The 19,289-nt window shown below is 65.9% G+C and carries 21 protein-coding genes; 10 read left to right on the plus strand and 11 right to left on the minus strand.

Annotated features, from left to right (window positions below; genetic code table 11):
• Positions 1-20: 20 nt before the first annotated feature.
• Complete coding sequence (purE, locus tag HCA61_RS00910) at positions 21-524, plus strand: 5-(carboxyamino)imidazole ribonucleotide mutase (protein WP_169686799.1); 504 nt, start codon at positions 21-23, stop codon at positions 522-524.
• 11 nt (positions 525-535) lie between these two features.
• Here purE and HCA61_RS00915 read toward each other — a convergent pair whose 3' ends face one another.
• Positions 536-1,015, minus strand: a complete 480-nt coding sequence (locus HCA61_RS00915; protein ID WP_169685803.1) for a MarR family transcriptional regulator — start codon at positions 1,013-1,015, stop codon at positions 536-538.
• Positions 1,016-1,162: 147 nt separating this feature from the next.
• Here HCA61_RS00915 and HCA61_RS00920 point away from each other — a divergent pair, with 147 nt between their 5' ends.
• Together HCA61_RS00920 and HCA61_RS00925 are read left to right on the plus strand one after the other, a co-directional pair.
• On the plus strand, positions 1,163-2,605 hold the full coding sequence (locus tag HCA61_RS00920) for an MFS transporter (protein WP_169685806.1): 1,443 nt from the start codon (positions 1,163-1,165) through the stop codon (positions 2,603-2,605).
• A gap of 204 nt (positions 2,606-2,809) precedes the next feature.
• On the plus strand, positions 2,810-3,163 hold the full coding sequence (locus HCA61_RS00925) for a hypothetical protein (protein ID WP_169686801.1): 354 nt from the start codon (positions 2,810-2,812) through the stop codon (positions 3,161-3,163).
• A 675-nt stretch (positions 3,164-3,838) separates the two neighbouring features.
• On the opposite strand, the gene HCA61_RS00935 is transcribed toward HCA61_RS00925, so the two are convergent.
• The 6 genes from HCA61_RS00935 to HCA61_RS00960 form a co-directional block, all read right to left on the minus strand.
• On the minus strand, positions 3,839-4,498 hold the full coding sequence (locus HCA61_RS00935; protein WP_206039469.1) for a hypothetical protein: 660 nt from the start codon (positions 4,496-4,498) through the stop codon (positions 3,839-3,841).
• Between the two features lie 81 nt (positions 4,499-4,579).
• Entirely contained in the window at positions 4,580-5,212 is a 633-nt protein-coding gene (locus HCA61_RS00940; protein WP_169685812.1) for a hypothetical protein, read from the minus strand.
• Entirely contained in the window at positions 5,209-6,459 is a 1,251-nt protein-coding gene (locus HCA61_RS00945) for a putative T7SS-secreted protein (RefSeq protein ID WP_169685814.1), read from the minus strand. The genes HCA61_RS00940 and HCA61_RS00945 overlap by 4 nt, the downstream gene beginning before the upstream one ends.
• Positions 6,459-6,851: a hypothetical protein gene (locus HCA61_RS00950; protein ID WP_169685816.1), complete on the minus strand. Its 393-nt coding sequence runs from the start codon at positions 6,849-6,851 to the stop codon at positions 6,459-6,461. The genes HCA61_RS00945 and HCA61_RS00950 overlap by 1 nt, the downstream gene beginning before the upstream one ends.
• A gap of 83 nt (positions 6,852-6,934) precedes the next feature.
• A complete protein-coding gene (locus HCA61_RS00955; RefSeq protein WP_169685818.1) occupies positions 6,935-7,645 on the minus strand; it encodes a TIGR03089 family protein in 711 nt (236 codons plus the stop codon).
• Positions 7,646-7,679: 34 nt separating this feature from the next.
• Complete coding sequence (locus tag HCA61_RS00960) at positions 7,680-9,206, minus strand: LCP family protein (protein ID WP_169685820.1); 1,527 nt, start codon at positions 9,204-9,206, stop codon at positions 7,680-7,682.
• Positions 9,207-9,443: 237 nt separating this feature from the next.
• Here HCA61_RS00960 and rfbD point away from each other — a divergent pair, with 237 nt between their 5' ends.
• From rfbD to HCA61_RS00980, 4 genes are read left to right on the plus strand one after another with little or no spacing between them, the layout of a single operon-like run.
• Positions 9,444-10,310, plus strand: coding sequence for a dTDP-4-dehydrorhamnose reductase (gene rfbD, locus HCA61_RS00965; RefSeq protein WP_169685822.1), 867 nt, complete (start codon positions 9,444-9,446; stop codon positions 10,308-10,310).
• A 59-nt stretch (positions 10,311-10,369) separates the two neighbouring features.
• Positions 10,370-11,287, plus strand: a complete 918-nt coding sequence (locus tag HCA61_RS00970; protein ID WP_169685823.1) for a glycosyltransferase family 2 protein — start codon at positions 10,370-10,372, stop codon at positions 11,285-11,287.
• Positions 11,284-12,369: an NDP-sugar synthase gene (locus HCA61_RS00975; RefSeq protein WP_169685824.1), complete on the plus strand. Its 1,086-nt coding sequence runs from the start codon at positions 11,284-11,286 to the stop codon at positions 12,367-12,369. Before HCA61_RS00970 ends, HCA61_RS00975 begins: the two co-directional genes overlap by 4 nt.
• Complete coding sequence (locus HCA61_RS00980) at positions 12,362-13,147, plus strand: SGNH/GDSL hydrolase family protein (protein ID WP_169685825.1); 786 nt, start codon at positions 12,362-12,364, stop codon at positions 13,145-13,147. The genes HCA61_RS00975 and HCA61_RS00980 overlap by 8 nt, the downstream gene beginning before the upstream one ends.
• A 19-nt stretch (positions 13,148-13,166) precedes the next feature.
• Here HCA61_RS00980 and HCA61_RS00985 read toward each other — a convergent pair whose 3' ends face one another.
• From HCA61_RS00985 to cofD, 3 genes are read right to left on the minus strand one after another with little or no spacing between them, the layout of a single operon-like run.
• Complete coding sequence (locus HCA61_RS00985) at positions 13,167-13,718, minus strand: NUDIX domain-containing protein (RefSeq protein WP_169685826.1); 552 nt, start codon at positions 13,716-13,718, stop codon at positions 13,167-13,169.
• A 2-nt stretch (positions 13,719-13,720) separates the two neighbouring features.
• Positions 13,721-15,091, minus strand: a complete 1,371-nt coding sequence (locus tag HCA61_RS00990) for a coenzyme F420-0:L-glutamate ligase (RefSeq protein WP_169685827.1) — start codon at positions 15,089-15,091, stop codon at positions 13,721-13,723.
• On the minus strand, positions 15,091-16,080 hold the full coding sequence (gene cofD / locus HCA61_RS00995; protein ID WP_169685828.1) for a 2-phospho-L-lactate transferase: 990 nt from the start codon (positions 16,078-16,080) through the stop codon (positions 15,091-15,093). The genes HCA61_RS00990 and cofD overlap by 1 nt, the downstream gene beginning before the upstream one ends.
• A 345-nt stretch (positions 16,081-16,425) precedes the next feature.
• Between cofD and HCA61_RS01000 the strand changes: the two genes are divergently transcribed.
• Positions 16,426-16,686 carry a WhiB family transcriptional regulator gene (locus tag HCA61_RS01000; RefSeq protein ID WP_169686803.1) on the plus strand — a complete coding sequence of 87 codons (261 nt, stop codon included), beginning with the start codon at positions 16,426-16,428 and terminating at the stop codon, positions 16,684-16,686.
• A gap of 128 nt (positions 16,687-16,814) precedes the next feature.
• On the opposite strand, the gene HCA61_RS01005 is transcribed toward HCA61_RS01000, so the two are convergent.
• Entirely contained in the window at positions 16,815-17,312 is a 498-nt protein-coding gene (locus tag HCA61_RS01005) for a metallopeptidase family protein (RefSeq protein WP_169685830.1), read from the minus strand.
• A 104-nt stretch (positions 17,313-17,416) separates the two neighbouring features.
• On the opposite strand from HCA61_RS01005, the gene HCA61_RS01010 reads away from it, so the two are divergent.
• Together HCA61_RS01010 and HCA61_RS01015 are read left to right on the plus strand one after the other, a co-directional pair.
• Complete coding sequence (locus HCA61_RS01010) at positions 17,417-17,812, plus strand: DUF3499 domain-containing protein (RefSeq protein WP_169685832.1); 396 nt, start codon at positions 17,417-17,419, stop codon at positions 17,810-17,812.
• A 77-nt stretch (positions 17,813-17,889) separates the two neighbouring features.
• Positions 17,890-19,260, plus strand: coding sequence for a phosphomannomutase/phosphoglucomutase (locus tag HCA61_RS01015; RefSeq protein WP_169685834.1), 1,371 nt, complete (start codon positions 17,890-17,892; stop codon positions 19,258-19,260).
• Positions 19,261-19,289 lie beyond the last annotated feature (29 nt).

Consider the following 19,289-nt stretch of genomic DNA (forward strand, 5'->3'; position numbering starts at 1 on the left):
ACACGGCACAGGGGACCCCGATGACGCAGGGCGCACAGGTCGGCCTGATCATGGGCAGCGATTCGGATTGGCCCACGATGGAAGCCGCTGCCGAGGCGCTGGCCGAGTTCGGTATCCGATTCGAGGTCGGTGTCGTCTCCGCCCATCGCACTCCCCAGCGCATGCTCGACTATGCGAAGGACGCCGCCGGTCGCGGGATCAAAGTCATCATCGCCGGCGCCGGCGGTGCAGCTCACCTGCCGGGAATGGTCGCGTCCGCGACCCCACTGCCCGTGATCGGGGTTCCGGTTCCGTTGAAGTACCTCGACGGAATGGACTCACTGCTGTCGATCGTGCAGATGCCGGCCGGTGTTCCCGTGGCCACCGTGTCGATCGGCGGGGCACGTAACGCCGGCCTGCTCGCGGCCCGCATCCTCGGGGCTGCCGACCCGGCGCTGCGTGAACGCATGGAGCGGTTCCGGGCCGGACTCGAGAGCATGGTGCTCGACAAGGACGAGGCGTTGCGGCAGAAGCTGCTCGGCTGACGGCCGGGTGGTCACGAACTCTTCGGGTGCCCGATATCGGCGCGCCGGGTCCACGGCGAGCCGGACAAGCGTTCGATGTCGGTGTTGAACCGTTCTAGATAGCGCGCGAATTCGGCCACGTCGTCGGCGTCCCAATCGACCAGAACGCGTTCGAGTGATTCGATAGCTCGGGCGCGTTCGTGGTCCAGGCGTCGGGCGCCGTCCTCGGTGATCTGGAACTTGCGTGCGATGCCCCCGTCAGGGTCGGGGATGCGCTCGGCCAACCCTGTCTTCAACAGTGCCGAGGTCTGGCGATTGACCGTGGATGAATCGAGTCCGAATGCGTCGCTCAGCTGGCCGATGCTCATCGGTCCCTGGGCTGAGAGGCGACTGAGCATGGTGTACGCACTGCGGTCCAGACGTCCGGCATCTCGCCGGCGGGGGCCGAAGAAGTTGAGATGCCGCCCGACGAGCATCATTTCGAACTCGATCAGGTGCGTCGGCTTGTCCATCTGTGTGTCTCATCACTCCTAGGTCGCGTTTTCCCAGTATGGGCGAACTCGGTGTTGACCCGTGTATATGCATCATGCATACCATGTGCTCAATACATATTACCCGCTGGTTTGGGTTTTTCTTTACTCGAAGACGGAGTTCGTTTCATGCAAGGTTCTGTCGAGGCGCCGGACGTGCGCCCCTCACTGCTGGTGGGGGTGCTCGCGTTCACTGGAATCGCCGGTGCCCTCACACAGACGCTGGTGGTTCCCCTCATCGGGCAGCTGCCCGTGATGCTGGACACGACCGCGTCCAACGCATCGTGGGTGATCACCATCACCCTGCTCACGGGCGCGGTCGCGACGCCCGTCATCGGACGCCTCGGCGACACGTACGGCAAGCGCCGAATGCTGCTGATCTGCACGGTTCCGTTGATCCTCGGCGCCATCATGTGTGCGCTGTCGTCATCGCTGCTGCCGATGCTTCTCGGTCGCGGACTGCAGGGGCTCGGTGTCGGCCTGATCCCGCTGGGCATCAGCCTGCTACGTGACGTCCTCCCGCCAGAGCGTCTTCACTCGTCGATCGCTCTGATGAGCGCGTCGATGGGTATCGGCGGCGCCCTCGGCCTCCCGGTCGCTGCAGCTGTCGCCGAGAACACGAGCTGGCGGGTGCTCTTCTGGGCAACGGCAGTCCTGAGTGCGGTTGTCTTCGTACTGCTGTGGAACGTGGTGCCCGATCGTCCCGGCAAAGCGAATCCCGGGCGTTTCGACATGGTGGGGGCCATCGGCCTGGGCATTGCGCTGACGGCTTTGCTGGTTGCCGTGTCGAAGGGCGCCGACTGGGGGTGGGGGAGTGCGACGACACTGGAACTGTTCGCTCTCGCTGCGGTCGTGCTGGTGGCATGGGGCTGGTGGGAACTGCGCCGTCCCGAACCCCTCGTCGATCTGAGAATCGCGGCCCGGCCCGCAGTGTTGCTGACCAACGCGGCATCGGTCGTCGTCGGTTTCGGGATGTACGCGCAGTCGCTGATCATTCCCCAGTTGCTTCAGCTGCCCACCGAAACCGGATACGGACTCGGCCAGTCGATGCTGGCGATGGGTCTGTGGATGGCGCCGGGCGGACTGATGATGATGGCGGTCTCGCCGATCGCGGGCAAACTGTCGTCGGCCCGCGGGCCGAAGGTCTCCCTGTTCGTAGGATGCGTGATCATCGCGATCGCGTACGGCTCCTCCCAGCTGCTCATGGGCTCGACGTGGGGCCTGATGATCGTTGCGGCGATCTGCAGCACCGGCGTCGGGTTCGCTTACGGTGCAATGCCCGCGCTGATCATGGCGGCGGTGCCGCAGACCGAGACGGCGTCGGCCAACAGCGTCAACTCCCTGATGCGCGCGATGGGCACGTCGATCTCGGCCGCTGTCGTCGGCGTCGTACTGGCACAGATGAGTGTTCAGGTGGGTGCCTACACCATTCCGACCGAATCGGGCTTCCGGACCGGTCTGCTCATCGGATGCGGTGTCGCACTGGTCGCTGCCGTCATCACGCTCACGATTCCGGTGGCCAAGCGGAAGCAACTCGACAAGGTCGACGAAGCGGTCCCTGTCCGGGTCTGAAACGTGTCGCGGTGGGCGGTCATCGTATGAAGGTCGCCCACCGCACGACACTTTCCTCCCGTTGCCTGGGTTGCCGTAGGTCGTGAGGCAACGGAAACTCGGACAAGTGGGGGAAAGTGTCGAGGTGGGCGGTCCTCGTGGGAGGCCGCCCACTGTCGTCGCTAGGCTCGAGGCGTGTCGAGAACAGGCCGCAGTCCACACCGTATGACGCGAGCGTCGCGGGGAGTCCCCTCCGCTCGTATCCCGACTGCCCTCGCCCTGACCTGGGCACGTCTCTGGGGCGGTGCGGTGACGTTCGACGACGAGTTCGGTCTCTACGTGAGTACCGGTATGCGTGGCGGATTCGCGCGCGGCGGCACCACCATCGGGGGAGTGTTCCTCACCCGCACGATGCCCTCGCGTCGGCTGCTTCGCCACGAGGCCGTCCACGCCGATCAGTGGGCACGTCACGGACTCGGTTTCGCGGTGCGCTATCTGTGGGAGGAAGTACACAACCCCGGTTCGCGCAACAAGTTCGAAATCGAAGCGGGGCTCGAGGACGGCGGCTACCGCACCTGAAGACGCTACGTTTGCGAATTGAATCCGACGCTTCAATTCACACGGCTGGATGCCTGGCCAGGTACTCGTCGATCGCAGCTCGAATGACAGCACTCATCGGCCGCCCAGTCCGTTCGGCGTACTCCGCCAACCGACGCCGATCGGTCTCGGTGAGTCGAACGGCAAGGGCCGGGTTTCTTCGGCAGCATCCCCACTGCGGGGCCGGCCGGGGCGATAGTCCGGACGCACCTCAACCGAGTTGTCGAGCACGTCATACTCGCCGACCTCCACCGCATCAGCGAGACGGGATCCCAATGCGTGCGGAGAATATCGGCATGCTCTGGTGGTAGATATACGGAGGTGTTCGTCCCAGTGGATCCGAAGGGGCGTCCTTTCGCCCAGCGCCGCGGCAGATGCGGTATTCGGGGTGGTGGAGGTTCAGAAAGGCGTTGGAACTCCACTCGTATGCTCCCGAATCTGTTTCCGCACTCATTGACGTAGTGATACCCGAACTCGTTTGCAATGCCATTGATTCGGGCCACTGTGAGGGTGAACTCGCGCGGATCGAGCGTGACGAGGGCCGCGGCCCGTTCTCTGCGACCGTCTTCTTGGAACGGGTGAGTCCGTCACGGCGAGTGGGCCTCGACAGCATGAGTAGCTCACCCTCGAGGTTGGGGCGGCCCCGAAACGAGCGCGTCATTCGGCGGGGTAGAGACGGCGAAAGCAGAAGCACGGTGCGTTTTTCGACGATCGGATTCTGGGCATATACGACCATGCGAAGGCATATCCGCGCTCGTGTGCAATGTCGGCGAGGTATACCGGATCCTCCAAGGGGCCCCGTACGCGTACGAGGTCGCGGCCGTCGAAAAAGTACCTGGTCGCTCTGTATAGATCCGGACGCGGCGAGCTGGTTGCGGCCCGAATTCCGTTATGCGCTGAAAACCCCTGTGGGTAACCGGCGTGCTGCGTGCCGGTGGGGAAGTGCTGGGGGTGCGTCGCGGTCGGAACCTGGGGAAGGGGGGACGGTCGCCAACGAATCGAAACGATAGGGATCCGCGGAGGGGGGCGGCAGGGCAGGAACTGGAACGCGATTCGAGTGCTGCCATAGGCATGGCCGCGTTCTCCTATGTAGTGGTAGCCATAGGTGTTGGCGATACCGTTCATGCGAGCCACTGTGACCGTAAATTCTCTGGGGTCGATTGTGGCAATGGGGCTGCCGTCGAAAATTGCGCGGATCTGTGTTTCTTGAATGTCGATAGCAGGTGCTTTTTTGATACCTCTTCGTACCTTCCAGCGGTGACCGACTCGATAATCGTAGAAGGCAACGTAATACAGAAAGGCCACGAGCAGCGCCACGCTTGCCCACCAGCTGGCGGTGTAAGCGCCGGTATCGCCTGATGCGACTATTGCGGTCAATGGTGTCGGCAGATGCAACGCTCACCTCTCGGCTCGGTCGGAGTGGGCATCGTCGGAGGATCCGATGCGGATGCTGTCGACCATCGTCAGCGCGATGTCCACGAACCGGGGCCACAGTTCGCGCGATGAACTACTGAGATCGAGCACAGCCATCTCGGCACCTCCAGGCAGCGGAACCAGGGCTTGGAACGAATCGGAAGTGATCAGGACCGCTTTGCCGTTGACCGTCATGTCCCCCGGCAGATCGAACAGGGATGCCCTCAGCGCGAGGACGACCGGTCCGCATCCGAGTCGGCGGTATTGAACCACCGCGGCAGGGTTGGCCCGAGCCAGTGTGTCCGCCAATGCTCGTGCGAGTTCATCCCGTGCTTCGGGTCGATTGAAGGGGCCGCGTCTGTCAGGAAGGCGCCGAACGGCCAGCGTCACAGCGGCGAACTCGCTCGGCTCGGAATCAGGCAGGGCGAGGGCGCCGGCCAGCACCAGGTCGCAATGCGACAGGAGTTCGCTTGTTGCGAGAACACTGGAGATGTCGGCCTTCGAGTCTTGTGTAGTGGCTGAGGCGACAAGAGCCTCGGCTGCGGCTGTCCTCAGCGGAATATCCCTTTGGAGCGGAATGAGAGAGAGCCCTGACGGGAGATCGAGTTGCAGTCTCACGACGACTCCCGAACAAGAGTGTTGAAGGCTGAACCGGATATCGGACCGAAAATGAGAGTGCTCAATTGTTCGGAAGGGGTATCAGGGAGTACGTACTTGTTGACGTCCTGAAAGATGTTGGTCACCCCTTCAGCGCCGGTCAGTTGTGCAGCAATCGGGACGGTAAGTGCGGTACCCGCGCCGGTCCTGCCTGCTGCTTTGTCGACCACTTCAAGCTGCGCTTGCCGGACGGCCGCGGCAGCAGCGCCCGGGGCGTCCCCGATGCTGTCGGCGCCTTTGACGACCATCCCGGCGCCGTCTCCCAGCGTCGAAGCAACCTTGCCGATCCCGCCTGTGGCGACCCCGACGATATCGACCACGAATGTTGTTGCGGTCACTTCGGCTCCGGCTGCCTTCGCGAGTGCGTGCCCCGCGAGCGCAGCGACGCCCAATCCGAGAGCCGCCGTTCCGAGCGGTCCGCTGATGGCGGGAAAGTAGAACGTGACCGCTGCCGCAGCGCCGAGGACAGAACTCAAAGTAGCGAGGGTGTTCGACAACTCGTTGATGAGATCGGCATTGTCCTGCACGTAATCCCAGATGTCCTCGAACAGCTCGCCGACGTCGTCGAGGAAGTCGTCGAGGCGACGCCCGAGCCGTTCGAAGAGTCCTTCGTCGGGTGCCTGTTCGGCGGCCTTACGGAGGACACGTGTGGTCTCGTCCACGAGTCCGCGATGTTGCGTTCGGAGCGATTCGGCGCGCGCGATGATGTCGTCGAGTGTGGTGCGGGCGCGGTCCAACTCCGCGACGGCACTGTCGAGCCGGGCCTGTGCAGCTGCCAACCGGTCGGGATCGGAGTACGTGCGATGACGTTCCTGCAGCGCAGGATTGGATTCCGCCGCAGCAACATTGCTGCGTGCGACCCGAGCAAGCTCTTCGAGGCTCACTGCCTTTTTCTGCAGCGAGACAAGGTCGTCGCTCCATGCCTCGAGCGCCCGACCGGCCTGCTGGAGTGAGGAGCCGGCGGTGTCGAGTATCGGTGGAAGTTCGGCGCTTCGAGCGCGGAATGCTGTCGCAGCGGTCGACCGCCAGATGCCGTCGCTGTGCCCCATCCGGGCCAGTGCTCGGTGCGCCTCGTCGAGCGTGCGTGCGGTGGTGCGCAGTTGGGTAGCGACCGAACCGACCGTGGCCGGATTGCCCGGGGCAGGGTCGAAGCCGAGGTTCGGGAACAGCGCGGCATTCGAATCGCCCGACGTGCCGGGTGCCGACATCAGAAGTCTCCCAGCAGTACGACAGGGGGCCGGGCGGGTGGAGGTGCGGCATTCCCGGCGGAGTCGTCCCCGTCGGGCAGTGCCGAACCGACCGCGCCCAATGCTGCAGCGGTGGCATGAACCTGAGCGCTGTAGGCATCGCACGTCTCTGTCAGTGCGACCGCGAGGCCGTCTGTGGCCGACGCGATCTTGCGGATACCGTCCTGCCAGCGGTCACGGAAATCGGCTGCAGCGCGATCCAATTCGGCGCAGCCGAGGTCCTGACCGCTGATCGATCCGAGGACATCGACCGCCGCCGACATGTCGTCCGATGCCGTGTCGAGCGTCGACGCGAGCATGGCAACGGCCACGACGTCGATGAACAGTTCTTCTGATGGTGAGCCCCCCGGCACGAATCCCCCTACGTGTCTTCTCCGGCGAGGAGACTACCGCACGGGGCCGACCTCACTTCCATGGTGCGGAACGAGGGTGTGCGTCATGCGTCCAATCGTGCGGTGATCTTCTCGCTCTCGACGCGACGGCCGATCGCGGCACGGTCGGGATTGCTGACCTGGACCAGGGAAGCTCCGACGGAGAGCACCGAGATCAACCCGTCGACGAGTTCGTCGACGGTGGTCCAGTCGCGACTCGACAACACACGGTCGGTGCCGGTGATCCCGGATCGTGACGCAGACTCCTGTGCTGCCGCAAGGAGATCGGCGACCGTGCGACCGTCGAGCGCGGCATCGCCGGCGCCGGACGGACGGAACTGGTCGCCGTGCAGTCGCACATTGGTGGCGTAGTCGGTGACACCGGGCGGCAGATCGGGGACAGGACGTCCGAAAGCGTCGAGGGACAGCGCGGCCACCTCGGCGACGTCGTCGACCTCGTCGAGTCGGTCCGGGGTGACGAGCGCGAGCTCCGCGTCGGGGTCGGCGTCGAGGACGACCTCCGCACCGGCCCACCACGCGCCGAGCAGAACTGCCGCGCTCTGCCAATGCGCGGGTAGCAGCACCGACACCCGGCCGCCGGGCAGGATCCCGAACTCGTCACGGATCATGTTGGCGGTCTTGGCTGCCCAGTTCGCGAGCGTGATCGCAGACAGTTCGATCCGTGCGCCGGTCGCGTCGTCGTACCACGTGATGCGCGGACCGGCGGGATCGGACGCAAGGATCGGGTCGAGCAGGGCGGCGGTCAAGGTGGTCACGGAAACCTCGTTCTGGGAGTCGTATCGGGATGGATCAATTGACGCAGCGCGGCCCGTCGGACCCGGCGTCGATGGGCGGTGCGGCCGGAGCGGGCGTCGCCGACTCACCTGCAGGCATCACGTCGGATTGCGTCGTCGTGCCCGACGTGTAGGACGAGCTCGACCCGGAGTAGGACGACGAACCGGGTCCGGTGTAGTCGTCGGCGAGCACGAGCTCGACGGTGCCTGCCGGGAGGCTCGGGTCGGAGTCGATGTCGACATCCCCGAGTGCCGCCGCGACGGCCAGCGCCTCGTCGGAGTCGGGGTCGGCTGCATACAGCGTGGTCGAGGACATCGCGGAGCCCGCGTAGTTACCGACCACACCTTCGCGGTAGCCTTCGGAACTCATCGCCAGCGACACCGCGGACGCCAATCCGGACACGTTGCCCGCGTTGGAGACGTTCACGGTCACGGACGACGGATCGATGTCAGGCACAGGCGAGTCGCTGGTGGTCGTCTCCGATCCCTCGTAGTCCCCACCCACCAGAGCAGCGACATACTCGCGCACCTCATCGGGATCGACCTGGACGACGGACTCGCCGTAGTCGGTCATCGCATTGATGTCCTGCACCGGAATCGTCGAGAACTTCACCGCACCACCCGCGAGATCCTGCATCTGGGTCGCGAGTTGCACGATGTCCCAATCCGAATCGAGCACCACCGAGCGTTGCACCGCTGCGGTCAATTGCCCCACCTTCGACGGATTGCTCAATGTCTTCGCGCTGAGAACCTTCTGCACGAGCGACGCCATGAACACCTGCTGACGCACGATCCGATCCAGATCTCCGCGCGGCAGGTCGTGACGCTGGCGGACGAAACTCAGCGCGTCGGACCCCTGAAGGGTCTGCTCGCCTGCTGCGAAGTGGGCGCCCGACAACGGTTCGTCGACCGCGGCGTTCAGACACACATCGACGCCGCCGACCGCATCGGTGAGCAGGACGAACCCGAGCAGACCGACCTCGGCGTAGTGATCGACCGTCACGCCGGTCAGGTCCGCGACCGATTCGATCAGCGCATCCCGGCCTGCCTTCGTGGAGGACTTCTCGACCGCCGCTTCGTCCTCGCCGGATTCGACGGCCTCGAGCCGGGCGAGTTCCTTCGTGGCGCCGTATGCGGCGTTGATCTTGGACATCCCGATGTCCGGCACCTCGACATACGTGTCACGGGGAATGGAGATGGCCGTCGCGGAACTTCCGTCGTTCGGCACCCGGATCAAGATGATGGTATCGGTGTTGTTGGCGACCTCCTCGCCGGCACGCAGTGCATCGAGTTCGCGCTGCGACAGAGGGTTGCCGTGCGCGTCGGTACGGCTGTCGGTACCCACCAAGAGAATGTCGAGCGCGCCGTCCTTGCCGTTTCCGAGGTTCAGGCCGTCGACCGATGCGAGCGAAGATGCGAACGAATCGTAGGTGCGCCATCCGACGCCGGTGGCGATCAAGACGAGGGCGGCTGCGACCGCGGCAGCGAACTGGCGTGGTCGCCCTGTGAACACCCGCGAGACACCCTGGGTGGCCTGGGGCATGGCGCGGTCACCGGCGGCGCGCCGCGAGGTGCTCGGCTCTCGTACGGGCCTGGACGACGAGCGCGTCGGACGCGTCCTGCGCCGCTCATCCGTGCTGGGGCGCCCCCTGGCACTGCGGCGGGGCGGCTCTGACGGCACGTGCGGTCCTCCTTCGGCTTGCGTCCGGGTACTCGATGAAGGTTACTGGTGGAATTCCCCGACGGGCGTGTTCGACACCGGCGTGCCAGACTCGGCCACGTGCGTAACGTTCTCGTGACCGGGGCCCACGGTCAGCTCGGTAGCCATGTGATCGACCTGGGGACGTCTTCGGGAAGTCCTGTTCGTGGCGTGGGCTCGGCCGAACTCGACATCACCGACGAGGCGGCGGTGGCTGCGGCCGTCGCGCCGGGGTCGGTGGTGATCAACTGCGCCGCATACACCGCGGTCGATGCAGCAGAGACCGACGAGGACACGGCCACGGCCGTCAACGGGCACGGTCCGGCCGTGCTTGCCCGGGCGTGCGCCGACGTCGGCGCGGCCCTGATCCATGTCTCCACCGACTACGTGTTCGCCGGCGACGCAACACAGCCGTATCCGGTCGATGCGCGCCCCGATCCGCGTAGCGCGTACGGGCGGTCCAAGCTGCTCGGTGAGCAGGCCGTTCGCGCGATCCTGCCGTCCGCGCACGTCGTGCGGACCGCGTGGGTCTACACCGGTGAGGGAAACGACTTCGTCGCGACGATGCGACGTCTCGAACGTGACCGCGACACCGTGCGGGTCGTCGACGACCAGCTGGGATGCCCCACCTATGCGCGCGATCTCGCTGCCGGCCTGCTCGAACTCGCCTTTCGCGCCGACTCCGATCCGGTGCCCGGGGGGATCCTGCATGCGACCAACGGGGGTGAGGCCACGTGGTACGACCTGGCGTGTGCGGTTTTCGCAGGTGTCGGCGCCGACCCGCACCGGGTCCTGCCCTGCACCAGCGACGAGTTCGTCCGGCCGGCTCCGCGTCCCGCGTACTCGGTGCTGGACGGGCGGGCCTGGTCGGCGGCCGGTCTCACGCCGCTCCGGCCGTGGCGGGAAGCGTTGGAGGCGGCGCTCGGCGCGCTGGATGCGCACGCGTGAGCTTCGCGAAGTCTGCCCGTGAGTCGTCGCACACTGCTTCGGCCGCTATGGTTGCGCGCGTGGATTCGACGCTGGCCGTGGTGACGGTGACCTACTCGCCCGGCGAGCACCTGGAGAACTTCCTGACTTCGCTCACGACGGCGACCTCGCTGCCGACTCGCGTGATCATGGCAGACAACGGCTCGACCGACGGCACGCCGGAAGCGGCGGCGAAGGCGCATTCGAATGCGACCCTGCTGCATACCGGGGGAAACATCGGCTACGGCGGCGCAGTCAACCGTGCGGTTGCCGAGATCGACGAGTCGGCGGAGTTCGTGGTGGTCGCCAATCCCGACGTGCGCTGGGGCCCGGGATCACTGGACACCCTTCTCGATGCGGCGCAGCGGTGGCCGCGCGCCGGTTCGCTGGGGCCGCTGATCCGTGAACCGGACGGGACCATCTATCCGTCCGCGCGTACGGTGCCGACGCTGTCCTCCGGGGCAGGTCACGCATTGCTCGGTACGGTATGGCCCACGAACCCGTGGACGCAGCGTTACCGACAGGAGAACGAAGCGATCAGCGAGCGGCCCGTAGGTTGGCTTTCCGGATCCTGCTTGCTTCTTCGCCGTGCCGCGTTCGACAGCGTCGACGGATTCGATTCCCGATACTTCATGTACATGGAGGATGTGGACCTCGGCGATCGTCTCGGGCGAGCCGGCTGGCACAACGTCTATGTTCCGTCCGCGGAGGTCACTCACGCGAAGGGACATGCCGCAGGACGCCACCCGGAATTGATGCTTCCGGCGCACCATGAGAGTGCGTACCGATTCCAGGCAGATCGGCATCCGCATCCGTGGCAGGCACCGTTGCGCTGGGCGCTGCGTGGTGGCCTCGCGGTGCGATCCAAGATGGTGGTTGCTTCGGCTGTACGCGAGCGCGATGCAGGCAAGGTCGGTCATGAGGGGACCGATCTCGACGAGAAACAGGGGAGACCATGACGAGTGCTGCCGCACCGCATACCGACGCGGTGATTCTGGTCGGGGGCCAGGGAACGCGGCTTCGCCCGCTGACCCTGTCGGCGCCGAAGCCGATGCTGCCCACCGCGGGACTGCCGTTCCTGACACATCTGCTCGCGCGGATTCGTGAGGCCGGAATCAAGCATGTGGTTCTCGGCACGTCGTTCAAGGCGGAGGTTTTCGAGGAACACTTCGCGGACGGATCGGATCTCGGCCTCGAGATCGAGTACGTCACCGAAACCGAGCCGCTCGGGACCGGCGGGGGCATCCGCAACGTGCTGCCGAAGCTTCGCGCAGAGAACGTCATGGTGTTCAACGGCGACGTGCTCGGTGGAACAGATCTCGGGGCCGTACTCGACACCCACGTCCGCACCGAGGCGGATGTCACCTTGCATCTTGTTCGCGTGGGCGACCCCCGCGCGTTCGGCTGCGTGCCGACCGATGCCGACGGCCGGGTCACCGCTTTCCTCGAGAAGACCCAGGATCCGCCGACCGATCAGATCAACGCGGGCTGCTACGTGTTCCGTCGCGAGATCATCGAGGCGATCCCCGAAGGCCGTCCGGTGTCGGTCGAGCGCGAGGTGTTCCCCGCCCTCCTGACGGAGGGCAGGAAGCTTTTCGGCCACGTCGACGCCGCGTACTGGCGCGACATGGGCACCCCGGAGGACTTCGTCCGTGGTTCGGCCGATCTGGTGCGCGGTATCGCTCCGTCACCGGCACTGCCGGGGCAGCGCGGTGAGTCGCTGGTGCATCCCGGTGCGTCCGTTGCGCCGGGGGCGTTGCTCATCGGTGGCACAGTGATCGGCCGCGGCGCCGAGATCGGCGCGGGTGCGCGCCTCGACGGTGCGGTGATCTTCGACGGCGCGCGGGTCGAGGCCGGTGCGGTGATCGAGCGCACGATCGTCGGTTTCGGCGTGCGGGTGGGTCCGCGTGCATTGATTCGAGACGGTGTGATCGGCGACGGTGCCGATATCGGTGCGCGCTGCGAACTGCTACGAGGTGCGCGGGTATGGCCCGGGGTCCAGATCCCGGATGGAGGAATCAGGTTCAGCACAGATGTCTGACTTCGAGACTGCCACGACCTACACGAAGTACGTGGCGTTGGGGGATTCGTTCACCGAGGGCGTGGGAGACGATGATCCGTCCCGCCCGAACGGTGTGCGCGGGTGGGCCGACCGTGTCGCTGAGCAGCTCGCTCGCGGCAACGACGGATTCGGCTATGCCAACCTCGCAATCCGTGGTCGGTTGCTCCGGCAGATCCTCGACGAACAGCTCGATGCTGCACTTGCACTCGAACCCGACCTCGTGACGATCTATGCGGGCGGCAACGACATCATGAGGCCCGGCCTGGATCTCGATGTGCTCGTCGCGCAGTACGAGGAGGCGATCGCCGCGCTCACCGGCTCCGGCGCCCGGGTGCTGATGTGGACGGCGTACGACGTCGGCTGGGCCCCGGTGTTCCGGCATCTGCGGGGACGGGTCGCCATCTACAACGAACTCGTCCGTGAGGTCGCCGACCGCCACGGTGCGACGCTGGTCGACTATTGGCGGTTCTCCGAATACCGGGACTACCGCATGTGGGACTTCGATCGCTTGCACATGTCGCCGGAAGGGCACCGCAACATGGCGATCAGGGTGTTGGACACGCTCGGAGCGCAACACGAGATCGAGCCTGTGGAACTCGGACCGGCAGCGGTCGTGGCTCGCCCGGAGCAGCGTCGAGCCGACGCCAAGTGGGCGCGCGAGTTCTTGATGCCGTGGGTCCGGCGACGCGTCCGCGGCGAATCGTCGGGGGACGGGATCGCTCCGAAGCGTCCGGTCCCCGCGCCCATCGACCTGTAGCGGGCCGTCCGCCGGTAGATCAGCGGCGGGCGGCAGCGAGCCGTACGAGGTGTTCGATCGTCTCGTGTTCGGCATCGGCAGGCAACGCGTCGACCGGCCACCACTGCAGGTCGGTCGACTCGTTGCTGCGGACCGGTACCGAGCCCACCGGTGCGGTGACGAGGAACCTCAGATCGAGGTGTCGTGTGGGCTTGCCGAGTGAGCACGTGATCGGATGCGTATGCGCCGAGAGCAGGTTCGGGTCGATCGTGAGGTTGTCGATCCCCGATTCTTCCGAAGCCTCACGAAGTGCGGCATCGACGACGGTCTCGTCGCTTTGTTCGCAGTGCCCACCGAGCTGGATCCACCTGCCCACCCGCGGATGCAGCGTGAGCAGCACATTGCGATGATCGGCGTCGAGTACGAGCGACGACGCGGTGATGTGCCCGGGAACGTGCGAACGCAGGCAGCCGCCGGGTGCGGAATCGAGGAACGCGAGCATCGTGTGTTTCAAGGACTCTGCGTTCTCCGAATCCGTGCGCCACGCGTCCAGGCGCTCGAGTGCGGATGCGTGCAACGACTCGGCCGACACGGTTACAGCTCCCGCAGGGAGTCGCCGGGCTCCGAGACCTCGCGAGGCCGCGGCTCGTCTTTCGGGTATCCCACCGCGATCGCGCCGAGAGGCGACCAATCGTCGGGAAGATCGAGTTCTCTACGCACGACCTCGGGCGCGAAGATCGTCGATCCGATCCAGCAGCTACCCAGGCCACGTGTGGCGAGTGCGACGAGTAGACCTTGTACGGCAGCGCCCGCGGCGACGGTGAACATCGTGGCTTCGGCGGCGGTGCGGCGCGCATCCGGGTACTCGTGGGCCCCGTCGGGAACCCAGAACGGCACCAGCACTTCGGGCGCGTCGTAGAGGATCGATCCGCGTGCGAGACGGCGTTCGATGGCCACGGGCTCGAGTCCGTCGCCTGCGAGGTCGTCGGCCCAGCGGTCGCGCATGCCGTCGAGAAGACGTCGTCGTACCTGTTCGGTGCGCACCCATACGAACCGAACCGGGCGGGTGTGGTGGGGCGCCGGCGCGGTGAGTGCTTCGGCAACTGCGTCGCGTAGGTCTTCGGGGTCGACGGGGTCGGTGGAGAATTCGCGTACCGACCGGCGCAACAGCAGTGCTTCGCGTCGGCCCCGTTCGAGCGCCTCGGCGGTGCCGAGCCAGAAGAGGTCGTCCTCTCCGCCGCGTAGGAGTGCGCGTGCGGTGGAACCATCGTCGGGAAGGTCGAGGCCGCGAATCACTGCGACCGGGACCCCGCCGAGCTTGCCCTTGACGAGATCACCCGCGGCCGCGATCTCGTCGGCGAGTGCGACCGACGTGACCATGAGTTCGTTGCCCTGCGAGTCGTGGGAGCCCTCGTAGCCGTGGAGCACCGGTAGCCCGGCGGATCCGATCGCAGAGTCGGTCTGGCCGACACGCCACGCGCGGCCCATGGTGTCGGTGACCACCACGCCGACCCGCGCTCCGAGCAGTTCCAGGATCCGAGCACGCAGCGTCGCTGCGCTGGCATCGGGATTCTCGGGCAGCAGCGCGAGTTCCGCGCCGTCGACGTTGGAGCCGTCGATGCCTGACGCGGCCTGCACTATGCCGAGCTTGTTCTCGGTGATCAGTGTGCGGCCCTTCTGGGCGAGCACCCGCACCGCTTCCTGGGTGACGAGGCGTCGCCGCAGTGCGTCGCGTGCGTCGGGGTCGGTGGGGGAGGGCACGATGCGCCCCTCGGTCTTCGACAGGACCTTGCTGGTGACCACCAGGATGTCGCCGTCGACGATCCACGGCGCGGCGGCGGCGAGCGCAGCTGCGAGGTCGTCGCCGGGTCGGAACTCCGGTAGGCCGGTGACCGGTCGGATCTCGACCGGGCCGCCCGGTGCGTGGTCACGCACAGAGGTGCCGGTCGCGCTGTCTGCGGGCATCACAATTGCACTCCGGCGAGTTCCAGTGCGGCGCGGGCCATATCAGCGGTCGCGTCGACGTCGGTCATCAGTAGCGGCACGCTTCGTACCTCGACGCCGGGAACCTCGGCCTCATCGGTCGAATGCACGAGCCAGCCGTCGAGGATTCCGGTGCCACTGCGGGCTCCGTAGTGCCTGCCCACTGCCTCGGCGGTGGTGGCGACTCCGATCACGTCGAGGCACGCGTCGGCCATGCCTCGTAGCGGCTTACCTCCGATCACGGGGGACAGGCCGACGACCTTCGCCTTCGTGGTCCGTAGTGCGCCCCGGATGCCCGGCACGGCGAGGATCGCACCGACGCTCACGACGGGGTTCGACGGCGCAAGAACGACCGCGTCGGCGGACTCGATGGCTTCGAGGACGCCGGGTGCTGGTTTCGCGTCGTCGGCACCGATGTGGGCGAAGCTGTGGGTAGGAACCTGGGCGCGGTGACGCACCCACCATTCCTCGAAGTGGATGGCGCGCTGCATGCCGTCGGCGGGATCGGTGATCACCACGTGGGTCTCGCTGCGGTCGTCGGATGCCGGTAGCAACGTCACGCCGGGCTTCCATCGTGCACACAGCGCTTCGGTGACAGCGGAGAGTGGATATCCCGTGCGCAGCATCCTCGTGCGGATCAGGTGGGTGGCGATATCGCGGTCGCCGAGACCGAACCAGTCGGGGTCTGCGCCGTAGGCTGCGAGTTCTTCCTTGGCATTCCAGGTTTCGGCCTTTCGGCCCCATCCGCGCTCGGAGTCGATGCCGTCGCCGAGCGTGTACATGCATGTATCGAGATCGGGACAGATCCTCAGGCCGTGCATCCACACGTCGTCACCGACGTTGACGACGGCAGTGATCCGATGCGGTGCGTCGGGGTCGATGTCCGAGCCCTGTGCGATGCCGAGGAATTCTCGCAGTCCTGTGAGGAAACGGGCACCGCCGACACCTCCGACCAATACAGTCACATTCACGGGGGCCAGCCTATGCGGTGCGCGTGGTACCCCGGCGAGCGCCGTCCTAAACCAAGAAATTGCAAAGTCGTCGATCGTAAGCGAGAAAATTCGTTCCGCTTGACCGCGACACGCCCGGCGTGTCTAATCACATATGTGTCATTCCGAATTTCCGGATCGGGATCGATTGTGACGACGTCGCATTCGAGCAAGATTCGGGGGGTGGCAGAAAGATCCCGATCCGCGAAAGTTGCGGCGCTGCAGGTGAGGAGGCGGAGGATGGCCGACGAGCGCGAAGTTTTCGAGATCTCTCGGATCGATACTGCAGTCGAGAGTGTCTGCGACGACTCCGACAGTGGCACACCGATTCTGCAATTGATTACAGGATTTGGTGATTCGACGGACGTCGAGGAGCAGTGGCAGGAACGTGCACTGTGCGCACAGACCGACCCGGAGGCGTTCTTCCCTGAAAAGGGTGGTTCGACGCGGGAAGCGAAGCGCATCTGCCTGGGGTGTGAGGTTCGTGACGAATGTCTCGAATACGCCCTTGCTCACGACGAACGTTTCGGAATTTGGGGCGGGCTGTCCGAAAGGGAACGGCGGCGCCTCAAGCGCGGCATCGTCTGACGGTCTGGTCCGGCCCGGTACGGGGAGTACGGGCTTGATTCATCGGTGTCCGGGGACGATCCATGACGAAGGCCGGGTACTCGGGCGACCGAGTACCCGGCCTTCGCTGTATTCGCCTCCCGCCGGCGTCAGTTCTCGTCGCCGAGATCGCCCAGTTCCGGATCGATGACCTCCGGTTCGATGCCGAGATATGTCGCGACCTGATGGACGAGAACGTCGTGCACGAGGTCGGTGAGATCGTCGGGATCCTCGGCGCGGAGCTCGAGCGGGCGGCGGAACAACACGATCCGTGCGCGAGTCGCGGCGCCCCTGCGGTCGATCCCTGCGGGGACGAGCCGCGACAGTGGGACCGGCCCGTCGGCGACGACTTCGTCGGGCCAGTTCACCGAGTCGGGGTCGCGCGCGCGAATCTTGGGGACGTCGTCGACCGCAAGGTCGAGTTTCGTGAGGCGATCGTGCCACTGAGCGTCGATCGGCGCGAACGCGCTGAGGACGAGGAGGTCGAACTTCTCGGCTCGGGACTTGCGCGCAGGCAGGTCGTGGGGAAACAGCGGTCCGCGGATTCCGCGACCGCGTCGCGTCACCGTGCGGGACGACACGGGAGTGGTACGACGTGCTCGGGCCATGCAGTGGAGATTACGACAGGGAGATTGCGGCAGCCGAAATCGGAGGGCTGCTCCCCGGTGTGTCCGAATAGTCCCGGGGCCGGTGACACGCTACGCTCCGAGGCGTGAGATCACTGCGTCGATGCTGCCGGCCTGGGTGCAAGAACCCTGCTGTTGCGACGCTGACCTACGTGTATTCGGACTCGACCGCTGTTGTGGGGCCTCTTGCCACGGTCGCGGAGCCGCACTCGTGGGATCTGTGCGAAACGCACGGCTCGAGAATCACCGCGCCGAAGGGTTGGGAACTCGTCCGGTACGAGGGGGCGTTCGACACCGCCACCCCCGACGAAGACGATCTCACCGCCCTCGCTGAAGCGGTGCGCGAGGCAGGCATGGGCGAACGCAACCGGCCCGAAACGGACCCGGCAGTGGCCGAGGTCGCGCCGCGTGCGGTGGTTCCTTCGGCTGCGCGTACGGGCCGCCGAGGCCACCTGCGAGTGTTGCCAGATCCCACGAGCTGACCTCGTCGCATTAGGCTGATCGCGGACCTGCGCCACGAGGATGGCGTGGCGCAATTCGACGATCAGGAGCGGAAACAGTGGCGAGATCTGCCGAATCGGTTGCAGCCGTGATCAAGGCGTACGACGTTCGCGGCGTGGTGGGGACGCAGATCGACGAGGATTTCGTCCGCGAGGTCGGTGCGTCGTTCGCCCGGCTCGTCCGCAGCGACGGCACTACAACCCGCGTGGTGATCGGTCACGACATGCGTGAATCGTCGCCGGTTCTGTCGAACGCCTTCGCCGAGGGTGTCGTCGCACAGGGGCTCGACGTGGTGCTCATCGGTCTTGCCTCCACCGATCAGCTGTACTTCGCCTCCGGCATCCTCGATGCCCCCGGTGCGATGTTCACCGCAAGCCACAACCCGGCCGAGTACAACGGCATCAAACTGTGCCGGTCCGGCGCGAAGCCGGTCGGTCAGGAGACCGGACTCGGAACAATCTCCGCCGAGGTGATCGAAGGGGTACCGGCCTATGACGGCGCCCCCGGCACGATCAGCGAACAGGACGTGCTCGAGCAGTACGCGTCGTTCGTGCGGGGACTGGTCGACCTGTCGCAGATGCGCCCGCTCAAGGTTGCAGTCGACGCGGGGAACGGGATGGGCGGTCACACCGTCCCGGCCACGTTCGGCGCGCTACCGATCGAGCTGGTCCCGTTGTATTTCGAGCTCGACGGAACGTTCCCCAATCACGAGGCCAATCCGTTGGAGCCTGCGAACCTGGTAGACCTGCAGCGCCTCGTCGTCGAGTCCGGTGCCGATGTCGGCCTCGCCTTCGACGGCGACGCAGACCGTTGCTTCGTCGTCGACGAGCGTGGTGAACCCGTGACCCCGTCTGCCGTTACCGCTCTGGTCGCGGCCCGCGAACTCGGCAAGGAACCGGGCGCGACGATCATCCACAATCTGATCACCTCACGTGTCGTCCCCGAACTGGTCACCGAACTCGGCGGCAAGCCGGTGCGTACTCGGGTCGGCCACTCGTTCATCAAGCAGCAGATGGCCGAGACCGGTGCGGTTTTCGGCGGGGAACACTCCGCTCACTACTACTTCCGCGACTTCTGGGGCGCCGACTCCGGCATGCTCGCCGCCCTGCATGTCCTGGCCGCGCTCGGGGGCCAGGACGGTTCGCTGTCCGACCTCATGGCGTCCTACAACCGGTACGAGGCGTCAGGGGAGATCAACTCCACCGTCAGCGACGCATCGGAACGGACAGAGGCAGTGGTCGCCGCGTTCGCCGACCGTGCTCGGTCGGTCGACCGGCTCGACGGTGTGACCGTCGACCTTCCTGACAATGCGTGGTTCAACCTGCGTGCGTCCAACACCGAACCGTTGCTGCGGTTGAATGTGGAGGCGCCCACCCGCGCAGAGGTCGACGCGCTGGTCGAGGAAATCCTGGCCGTCGTGCGTGCGTGACGGAAGTATTCGTGGCAGCGATAATCGAG

Origin of the sequence: Rhodococcus sp. HNM0563 (assembly GCF_012726195.1) — a bacterium.
Classification (GTDB): Bacteria; Actinomycetota; Actinomycetes; order Mycobacteriales; family Mycobacteriaceae; genus Rhodococcus.

What these genes read in the sequence shown, in the direction of transcription:
- purE (WP_169686799.1), top strand. Translation starts at nt 21, where the DNA reads ATGACGCAGGGCGCACAGGTCGGCCTGATCATGGGCAGCGATTCGGAT.
- HCA61_RS00915 (WP_169685803.1), bottom strand. Translation starts at nt 1,015, where the DNA reads ATGGACAAGCCGACGCACCTGATCGAGTTCGAAATGATGCTCGTCGGG.
- HCA61_RS00920 (WP_169685806.1), top strand. Translation starts at nt 1,163, where the DNA reads ATGCAAGGTTCTGTCGAGGCGCCGGACGTGCGCCCCTCACTGCTGGTG.
- HCA61_RS00925 (WP_169686801.1), top strand. Translation starts at nt 2,810, where the DNA reads ATGACGCGAGCGTCGCGGGGAGTCCCCTCCGCTCGTATCCCGACTGCC.
- HCA61_RS00945 (WP_169685814.1), bottom strand. Translation starts at nt 6,459, where the DNA reads ATGTCGGCACCCGGCACGTCGGGCGATTCGAATGCCGCGCTGTTCCCG.
- HCA61_RS00960 (WP_169685820.1), bottom strand. Translation starts at nt 9,206, where the DNA reads ATGCCCCAGGCCACCCAGGGTGTCTCGCGGGTGTTCACAGGGCGACCA.
- HCA61_RS00975 (WP_169685824.1), top strand. Translation starts at nt 11,284, where the DNA reads ATGACGAGTGCTGCCGCACCGCATACCGACGCGGTGATTCTGGTCGGG.
- HCA61_RS00980 (WP_169685825.1), top strand. Translation starts at nt 12,362, where the DNA reads ATGTCTGACTTCGAGACTGCCACGACCTACACGAAGTACGTGGCGTTG.
- HCA61_RS00990 (WP_169685827.1), bottom strand. Translation starts at nt 15,091, where the DNA reads ATGCCCGCAGACAGCGCGACCGGCACCTCTGTGCGTGACCACGCACCG.
- HCA61_RS01005 (WP_169685830.1), bottom strand. Translation starts at nt 17,312, where the DNA reads ATGGCCCGAGCACGTCGTACCACTCCCGTGTCGTCCCGCACGGTGACG.